8 protein-coding genes are annotated in these 8842 nt (G+C 39.2%); 2 read left to right on the top strand and 6 right to left on the bottom strand.

The window, feature by feature from the left end; genetic code table 11:
* Positions 1-51: 51 nt before the first annotated feature.
* Positions 52-729 carry a PIN-like domain-containing protein gene (locus WA381_RS20555; protein WP_156087439.1) on the bottom strand — a complete coding sequence of 226 codons (678 nt, stop codon included), beginning with the start codon at positions 727-729 and terminating at the stop codon, positions 52-54.
* A gap of 543 nt (positions 730-1272) precedes the next feature.
* Here WA381_RS20555 and WA381_RS20550 point away from each other — a divergent pair.
* Positions 1273-1542 (top strand): response regulator, encoded by a 270-nt coding sequence (locus WA381_RS20550; protein ID WP_015068647.1) that lies wholly within the window; start codon positions 1273-1275, stop codon positions 1540-1542.
* 86 nt (positions 1543-1628) lie between these two features.
* On the opposite strand, the gene WA381_RS20545 is transcribed toward WA381_RS20550, so the two are convergent.
* Genes WA381_RS20545 through WA381_RS20530 form a run of 4 tightly spaced genes read right to left on the bottom strand, consistent with a single transcriptional unit; the run spans position 1629 to position 4158 of the window.
* The gene (locus WA381_RS20545; RefSeq protein WP_020742482.1) at positions 1629-1781 is read right to left on the bottom strand and encodes a hypothetical protein; all 153 of its coding nucleotides are present in this window, start codon (positions 1779-1781) and stop codon (positions 1629-1631) included.
* 21 nt (positions 1782-1802) lie between these two features.
* Positions 1803-2249, bottom strand: a complete 447-nt coding sequence (locus WA381_RS20540) for a MaoC family dehydratase (protein ID WP_015068648.1) — start codon at positions 2247-2249, stop codon at positions 1803-1805.
* Positions 2249-3382 (bottom strand): radical SAM protein, encoded by a 1134-nt coding sequence (locus tag WA381_RS20535; RefSeq protein WP_015068649.1) that lies wholly within the window; start codon positions 3380-3382, stop codon positions 2249-2251. Before WA381_RS20535 ends, WA381_RS20540 begins: the two co-directional genes overlap by 1 nt.
* Positions 3383-3405: 23 nt before the next feature.
* Entirely contained in the window at positions 3406-4158 is a 753-nt protein-coding gene (locus WA381_RS20530; RefSeq protein WP_015068650.1) for a Phenylacetic acid catabolic protein, read from the bottom strand.
* Between the two features lie 917 nt (positions 4159-5075).
* Here WA381_RS20530 and WA381_RS20525 point away from each other — a divergent pair.
* Positions 5076-5642, top strand: a complete 567-nt coding sequence (locus WA381_RS20525; protein WP_015068652.1) for a recombinase family protein — start codon at positions 5076-5078, stop codon at positions 5640-5642.
* A gap of 26 nt (positions 5643-5668) precedes the next feature.
* Here WA381_RS20525 and WA381_RS20520 read toward each other — a convergent pair whose 3' ends face one another.
* Positions 5669-8644 carry a Tn3 family transposase gene (locus WA381_RS20520; RefSeq protein ID WP_080653184.1) on the bottom strand — a complete coding sequence of 992 codons (2976 nt, stop codon included), beginning with the start codon at positions 8642-8644 and terminating at the stop codon, positions 5669-5671.
* Positions 8645-8842: the final 198 nt, after the last annotated feature.

Genomic DNA, 8842 nt, shown 5'->3' with positions numbered 1-8842 from the left:
ATACTCCTCCACAGTCTCCTATTGGCGGCATGTACAGAGGATTATGTCTTATTAGAGGGGAAAATCCCTAGAACCCCCATAAGCAATGATTTGCTTCCACATTATCAGGTCACCATACCTACGCTGCTGGCCAACCAAGTTTCTCTCATTTTCATTCTTGTGGGCATCTTCATAGCCGGGTGGGATTTTACTCTGATACCGAGCTTTACCTTCTTCAAAGAGCCTCTTCAAATCCTCACTAGCAAAGGGCTGACCGACTCTTTTCCCAATTATCTCGGTGATTTTCCCCTGTATCTCGTCATCATTCAGTCGTTTTATATGTGATTTCTTGGAATTTTCGAGATGCTCGTTCAGCTTTTCAAATAACTCTTCAACCTCTCTCAACAACCCCGGAGGTAAGAAAGGGTGGCGATTTTTCTGGTTGAATGAATTATATAACTCATTGATATCATTCAATGTCGCGTCGTAGTTTTTAGATTGTTCATTAATTACAGAGGGTCGGTTCTGAAAGTATTCCAGAGCAGCTTGGTGGGGTAACCAAACACGTGAACTATGATTGTTTAGTAGATTAAGAAATGCATCACGGGCATCGTCAGAATATCGATAGAGATCAAGCAGAACATTTGCGTCTGGAATAATTTGACCATCCCGCCATATGGTTTCAACTGCTTTTTCGTTAGCTCGGTAATAGCCTTTAAATAACACTTCTAAATCAGCTTTATCTTCCATAACAGTTCCTGAAAAACTTTGTATTCCAACCTAACAAGAACAAATAAAGAGTTTATTTTCCGTAGGCAGGATATCACATCATATCATTGATATTGGGCGAGTTTATTAGAGCCCAGTTTTTCCTTGATGTCTTTACGCCTAACAGAGTCAAAGGCACCTTGAGACAGACAGCAGACGTTCAACGCCCGAAGCATGGGCAAACCTGAAGAGCAGCGGAAGATTTGTCCCTGTGCCTGCTTTTGTTATGCCTAGACCCACGATGAGGTTAAATCACCATGGCAAATAGGGGTTTTGCGCCCATCCCCTCGAAATCGGCATCAGAATGATGACGGCCAAATGAACGCGCTTTTTGTGAATTCTTCGAAAAACTGCCAAATAATTAAAAATAGGCATAGATAACTAAAATGATAAAAGCTTCTGCTGTGAGAATGACCCTCATGCTTGTTCAAGCAATAACTGCGCGTACAGTGAAATAGTCTTTTGACTAATGGTAGACATCGCCAAGACTATTACTACTAGTAGACAAAGTTGTGAGGTGTCCACATGTCTAAAGATGTAAATAAGCTACTCGCAGGTCAACTTCTGATTGTTGAAGATGACGCCATTACTTCTGAACTTATATCAAACAACCTCACAGCATTAAAGAAAATCCGTATTGTTGCAAACGGTAAAAGTGCAGTTAAGTTTTGCCAATTGTATAAACCAGATATCATTGTGCTAGATGTTTACTTACCAGACATCAATGGTATTGAGCGCTACCGACTTCCTAAAGAAGCCACTATCTCTCTCAACTCTTCAACAATGACTTGTTAAACACTTGAATACTTCAAAACAATTAGAAACATATCGAGAGTTGATACATGTAGATCAATTGACTGGTGTGTTTAGTCGGTACTATTTTAGTATGCACTCAATACATCATAAGCGGCATTTTCATCAGCATGGACAGTAGTTGAGCCGCAGATATGCTTTGTCATCGCTGCTTCAACGGCATCTGAATTTTCAGAACGAATAATAACAAGTAAACTTGAGGGGCGTTTTCGGGTTAGCAATCAACACCCCTCTAAATAGTTCTAGTAGAGGATGATGCTTGCGTTTGCTCTAACTGTCACATTGCCAGCTGGATCGATAATAGTACCCGCATTGGCGTAAATTGTACCGCCGAGACTCTTTTTATACTCCTTTGACTGTACAACCCAATTCATAGTGTAGATTGTATTGGGTTTTATCGGTGCTGTGAACTTTACATCCATGTGAGCTCCAAGCATAGGACCAAATTTCATGAAGTGAGTAGGAAGAAGAGCGGAAAATACTGCAGTGATATGGCTGCCACTTGCAATAATCCCTCCAAGACGAATTGTTTGTTCGTTATCTGGGTCATTATGTACAGGATTTAAATCGCCAATGAACTTGGCTCCATCTACTACTTCCTTCTCACTTAAGAGTAATTGGGACTCAATGATGTAGCCTACGTCTGGCAAATATTCTTTCTGCTCCTGAACGCTTTGCATAGATTGCATTAGCCAACCTCCTTTAGAAGATGGTGCTGATTTCTCAGATTAAGATTTTCGCTAGTTTGCAATGATGGCGCGGAATAGCGGAAATCATGAGCCCATACAAATTGATGCCAATAGCTCTCTGCAATCTCAATCCATATTTTGAGTAGATTTTCATCTTTGACGAATCTCTTTTGATTTATCATTATCCAACTCATTACAGCTTGGCTGTCTCTACAATCCTCGCAATGTCCTGAAGTGCAGCAAAAGTTTACCGTTTTGCAGTCTGAGGCGTAGGCATTAAATCCTGGAAGTACAGCATTACCGTTCTTAATTCTTTCAGCATTTTGTGGATGGTCTACACTCACACTGGGGCAAACATCATATCCAAAATCTCCCCAGTGACTTTTCCCTGTTACCATAGCTTCAATGTAGTAAGGGTGGCTAGCGAGTGTCTCTGGAAACAACTCCCTGACTCGCAAAATTTCATCAAGTAATCTTTTTTCGTACTTGGTCCGGAGTGGATCGCTCGTACCATACTTACTATAAAAATTAACTGAGACTGTATTTCCATTTTCCGATATTTTTCTCACTGTCTCTTCGATATGAGCAATTCCATCTTCAGTCACTGCAAAAATGAAATGGGCTCTCGGATCATATTTATAGTTCTTAAGAGCAGTCTCAAATAGACCCGAAAAGGAGTTTCCGTTAGGTTTGATCGCTCGCAGGTCATCGTCTAGAGAGCCACCACCAAACAAAGAGATTAAAACCGAAAAATCCTTAAAGCCTTCTTTGGGCAAAGCTTTAAGACCATTGGTTGATATGCTATTAAACTCCATAATCTCAGCAAATAATTCGAGTCTTTTGGGATGGAGCGTAGGCTCGCCTCCTATAATCAGACTAGTATTGATACCTCTATTCCTCTCAGAGATAAGAAACTTTTTAATTTCATCCTTTTTGGACAAATCTTTTGTTCTTTTGTCAAAGTCATATTCAAAAAACCAACAACCTTTACACCTTATATTGCACGCTGTAGTGATTAAATACTCTGACACTCTAACTCTTGAACTAATTTGTTTAATCCGTTGATAACGAGCATAATATTCAAAGTCACCGTTAAGCCTTTTAAATATTGCATTTTTGGTAACATCTTTCATAAGCAAATCCTTCTAGCATAAGATTAGAGAAACTTTCTGTTTGCAGTATCGTCTGGTACATGAAGTCCAAGAGCTTCTAATTTTCTTCTGGCCTTTTCCGCAAATTCGTTGCGTGCAACGGAATATGACTTTTGCCTCAACCCGTATTTCACGTACAATTCTGACCTTGGGGAATCACTTCTGCCAAAGGTATCAAGTGTTACTGGCCACATTCTTATAAGAGCTTCTTGAATTTGCTTGAATCCATTTTTCGTCTTACACATGCTCCTCGTAATCCTGAATCCATGCCCAACGTGCAGTTTTTCATCCTTTAAAACATGAGGGCACATGTCAGCAATAGGCCTGTAGGAACTTTGAGCCATTTCCTCTAGGACATCAATTACAGCGTCTTCTACAAGAGTCGAAATCAATGCTCTTTCAGCCCAATTTCGACAACTTTTTACGGCTTCGGTCGCGTAGAACGCTCTATCGTTCAAGTTTTGCGATAGCATAAATGACGTATCTATACCAATATCTAATAAAATGTCCGCAGCTCTTTGATAGTGGTCAAGTTCATCCTTGGCTAATTCGCAGCACACTGCTTTCTCGTAGGGGTCATTTGTCAAAAAGTAAAACAATTTTACATAGTCATCAGCTCCAGAAAGTTCCCCTTCAGCATGGGCAGTCAATTGCCTCTTAACGAGATCTTGATATTCTTTAGGTGTTTCAAGTAGTTCTGATGGAGTTGATATATGGAATGGGCTTACATCTTTTACAGCAATAGATTCTTGTAGCATTTCACAGTCCTTTTTGGAAAAGTAGTTACCAAGAACAAATGCGAAGTTAATCTTGGTAAGGTCCTGTCTATAGGATGCCCACCTTTTTCAGAAATTCAAATTGCTACTAATGTTCATGACAGCAGAAAATGAGTTACATCAATGCCTAACAGATAACTGGACCTTTAAAGCAAACACATGTTTTACTTGAACCTACAAAATAACTCAAAAAAATCAAGGCGAGTTCCACACAACGTCATACGGCTTTCCAATTGGAAAGTCCATACCACAAAATAACCATAGAAATGATCTGCAAATTTGTAAAGACGTTGTTTAAAAAATTTGCCAGAAAGTAATAAAGTTATTAACTAAGTTCTTAACGCTGGGAATTGATATCACGAGCTACGACCATACCTAAAGTATAGTCGCGTGATTACTAAAGGAACTTGACGGTCTAACTAACCTGAACTCGGTTTAAGAAATTGAACTAATTGCCTGTTCCAAGATCCGATCTTTCGACCAAGAAAAATATGGACCAAAAAGTGTTCAGCGTTCTCCAAGTCCCAATGCCACATACCGTCCAATGACGAGTGTTCAATAAACCTGAATATGCGCGTATCGGATTGAACTAAGTCGAGCAACTCTTTCTCAAGTCTATGCAATGGTAATACCTTTTAGTTCAACGCCGACGTTTGAACTTCCTCTATTTACACCTACTGCTGTGTTAATGATAGCGTCAGTATCTCAATGAAGAAACTAATTAAATTAATACTAAATCAATAAATTCATCAAACAAGAAAGTATTAAAAAACGACCGTTTTATGAGAGTGAAAAGTATTTTCTCCGCTCGGTCTGATTTTATTGGTTCTATTTGTTTTATAAACCCATCTCATTTAATATAGTCTCATAAAGTCATTTTTCAACATGTAAATAAGATTATGGGGCTCAAAATAGGGTATGCTCGAGTAAGTACATCTGATCAAGACTTAAATCTACAGATCGATGCGTTAATGAACAACGGGTGTGCTCCTGAACATATTTTTACCGATAAAACGTCGGGAGCAAAATCAACTCGACCAGGATTAGATAAATGTCTTGATACATTGTCATCTGGAGACATTTTAATAGTATGGCGATTAGATCGTCTTGGCCGCTCAATGTCTCACTTGATCAATTTGATTGAGTCATTAGTTGAAAAAGACATTGGATTCAAATCGATCCAGGACGGTGCTATTGATACAACAACAGCTTCAGGTGAGTTGATGTTCAATATATTTAGTGCATTGTCGCAATTTGAGAGACGATTAATCCAAGAGCGGACCAATGCTGGTTTATCTGCTGCAAGAGCACGAGGACGGAATGGCGGTAGACCTAAAATCGGTATCAACAACCCTAAAGTCCAGATGGCAAAGCAGATGCACCAAAATAATTCACTTTCTATAGAGTCTATTTGTAATTCACTTTCTATATCTAAAGCAACTTTCTATCGTTATTTAGCAATGTGATTATAAGAAAGCAACTCATTGAACTATTATTCACTTTGCAGAGGCTCCACACCACTAAGCAAACCTGCCAAATCAATCGCTTTACGATTTTTGTTAAAGGCATACTCTCCGTTCAAGTTGATGTGCTGCCAAGCAACCGGTGATAGTTTAGAAATAATATCTACCACATCTTGTCTACCGTTTCTTTCTTGGATCTTCAAAAAGGCTGATAACAAGGCAGAATTATAATAGATAATACAGTTTGAAATGAGCCGCGCACAATCATTCCATTGAGACACCTGATAATCGTTACCACCACGAAATCTATTACCATTGACTGAGGTAATGGCTCGTTTTAACTGGTGATAGGCTTCCCCTCTATTTAACGCTTGCTGAACATAATGGCGTAGTGTTGAGCTATCAACGTACTCCAAAACGTAAATCGCTTTAATTAGACGATCATACTCATGCAAAGCTGACAACGTGCGACTCTTGCCGTTACTGAGCTTTCTAATGATGGTGCTTTGAGTAGTTGTCTTTTGGCTAAGAGAACAAAGGATATGTTGAATGTTTTCCCATTCTTCAGCCACTAATTTATAGTTAACGTCTTTCTTTAACTGAATTCGGCCACCTTCTTCTTCAGTAACTTCAAATAAGTCAAAAAACACTCGTTTCATTTTTGCGTATCGAGGCGCAAAGGTGTAGCCAAAGAAATCTAAAATAGCGAAATTGACGTTATTCGTGCCGTGGTTATCGGTGGATAACGTATTTGGCTGTATCTCAGAGGTATTGTTGTAAAGCAAATCAAATGCAAAATGACCTTCATATTCATTCGCGCCAATAACTTGAGTATTCACTGGCACATGATTTGACACTAACGTCAGCGCTGAGACACCTTTGCCTTTGGCAAAATACTTGGATGAATAACGGGCTTTAAAGGTGTTGATCCTACACTCGAATTTTTGACCATCGATGCTTGAAAATAACTGATTGTCATCAATATGGTAGTAAGCAAATATTGGCAGGATAGCAATGGCATTAGAGATCTGATCATTAGACTCTTTCAGCGTCTCGTATCTGATGTAACTATCATTAACACTGCGCAACTTTCCCATCGAACGGTCGGAGATATTGGCCATTTTATATAGGCCGTAATTCGTACCGTTGGCGAGTATGCAGGCAACCAGATCTTCTTTGTCTACTGATGATTTTTGTTTTGTGGTAGCGATATGTGTAAAAGCATTGAGGTAATTAGTTTTTTCGTCAACAAACAGCATAAGCTCGACAATACCCATATGCTGAATTTGATTATAGAGAGGGTTATCAACCGTTTGTTGCCAGCGGCTATTTGGGATAGACCATTTTAGTTCTGACTTACCAGGTATAACTTCGACGTATTTGTTGTCACCACTGAATATATGTGTGCCAGCCTCTTTCAATTTCACTTCAAGCTGATACTGCTTCTCATCCAAGGTTTGGTTAATTGGTGCTGATAGTTTATCAAGCCCTGTATTTTCAATAATATCGTCTTTGTTTTGCCATTCTTTTGGCTGGATTAAATCTGAACTCAGACTACGATTATTGACACTCTCTTTTACGGTAAGGCTATTGTTTTGAAATAGTTGCTCTGCTTTACGATACAGGAAGTACTCAAAACGAATAGCTATTTGCTTAGAAACTTCTCCTTGCAAATACCCTCGGTCACCTTTGGGTACCAAGTCTAGGTTGATGGTTCTAACAGCCTTGCATTCACTGAGTTCAGAGCGCAACGTTACATACTGATTATGTAAATCATCTTTTAAATGGATAAACTCAATGTCTATGGCCATGAACAAGGAGCGTAGAAGTTTACTCACCTTGCTTGACTGTTTATCAATAAATTGCCACTCATATTTACGCCCATCAAAATCATTGCTATCAAGATGTTCGCTAAGCAATTTAATGTTCTCAGCAGGTAGCAACTTAAAGGCTTTTTTGCGTACATCGCCAAAGGTCAATGCATCGTCAATATCGCTGTCAATGAAGTAATTCAGCAGACTGCCAGCCGATTTCAATTTTGTTCTGACAATGTTTATATCTTCGATAACTCCCTGTTTGGCGTGACTCTTTGCTCCTTCAGCAAGCTTTCGGACGAGATAGATAAATGCAGAAACGAGGTTGTCGTTAGTTTCGCGGTACCTGAAGAATAGATAACAAACAAGATATAACAAGGTTTGACTATCAGCATGTCTTTTTAACTTATAAACCGACTTGTGTTTTACTAAAGACGCGTAGTATTCAAGGTTTTTCGGTGACAGCTCTAATTCAGCAATCAGTGTCTTAATTTCTGGATAAAGCGCACGTATGATTTTATGCGTCTTTAGTTCTTGTGATATTTGGCTGGCTGAAAAATCCTTCGCCATGCGCTTTAACATAGCGAGATCTGTGAACGTGCTTTTGGAATCAAGCAATCTAAGAAGCGTAGCTTTTGTATCACTGCCTAGGTTTTGGTTCAGGACAGACTCAATGCGACTACGCTCACTAGAAAGTACACTCGATATGATATCTTGAAGTGTCGTATAACCAGCTAACGCAATCCTGTTTTGTCCAAAGTAAGCAATGCATTCATCAAACACATATCTTGGCTCTTGATTGATTTTAACAACGACATTGAGCCTTTTGAGTAAAGGTGCCTTGTCATTCTTGCTCTGGTAAACGGAGAAGCCTGTATAAGTCAGAAGTTTTCTAACTAACGCTGTTTTGGTTCGCGGTGGAATATCTTCATCTTGAACGCTTTTATCGCTGAAATATTTTGCTTTAACGTAGTTAAAGTCAGGTTCAACATCTGAGAATGTAAAATTGAAAATTATTGGTCTGGATCTGAAATAACCCAATAAGAGGATAAAATAGATTCTGGTCTCTGTTTGCCTCAACGTATTGACCAGTTTCTGAGTTTCCTTGTCGAGTGAAAAGTAGTCTTCTCTGTCGGAGTGACTAAAGTTGGGGAGAGCATAAAGTTCTTTGACTTCAAACGACGTGAGTATTTGAATGCGTTTTGTTTGTTCAGCAGCGATGGCATATAGTCCTGATTATTTTTTCATAATCATAACAGACTCAATGTTTTAATTCCTAATGCCGATTTCGAGGGGATGGGCGCAAAACCCCTTACAGGCGCTGACGGAGTATAATCGACTGGTCAAAGCGCAATATTTACTGGATTACATAGACAATGCCAGTTTGCG

Origin of the sequence: Alteromonas sp. CH_MED4-4 (genome assembly GCF_037029575.1) — a bacterium.
GTDB classification, from domain to species: Bacteria; Pseudomonadota; Gammaproteobacteria; order Enterobacterales; family Alteromonadaceae; genus Alteromonas; species Alteromonas macleodii.
The sequence above is the reverse complement of the archived record's forward strand: the minus strand, read 5'-3'. Positions and strand labels throughout refer to the sequence as shown.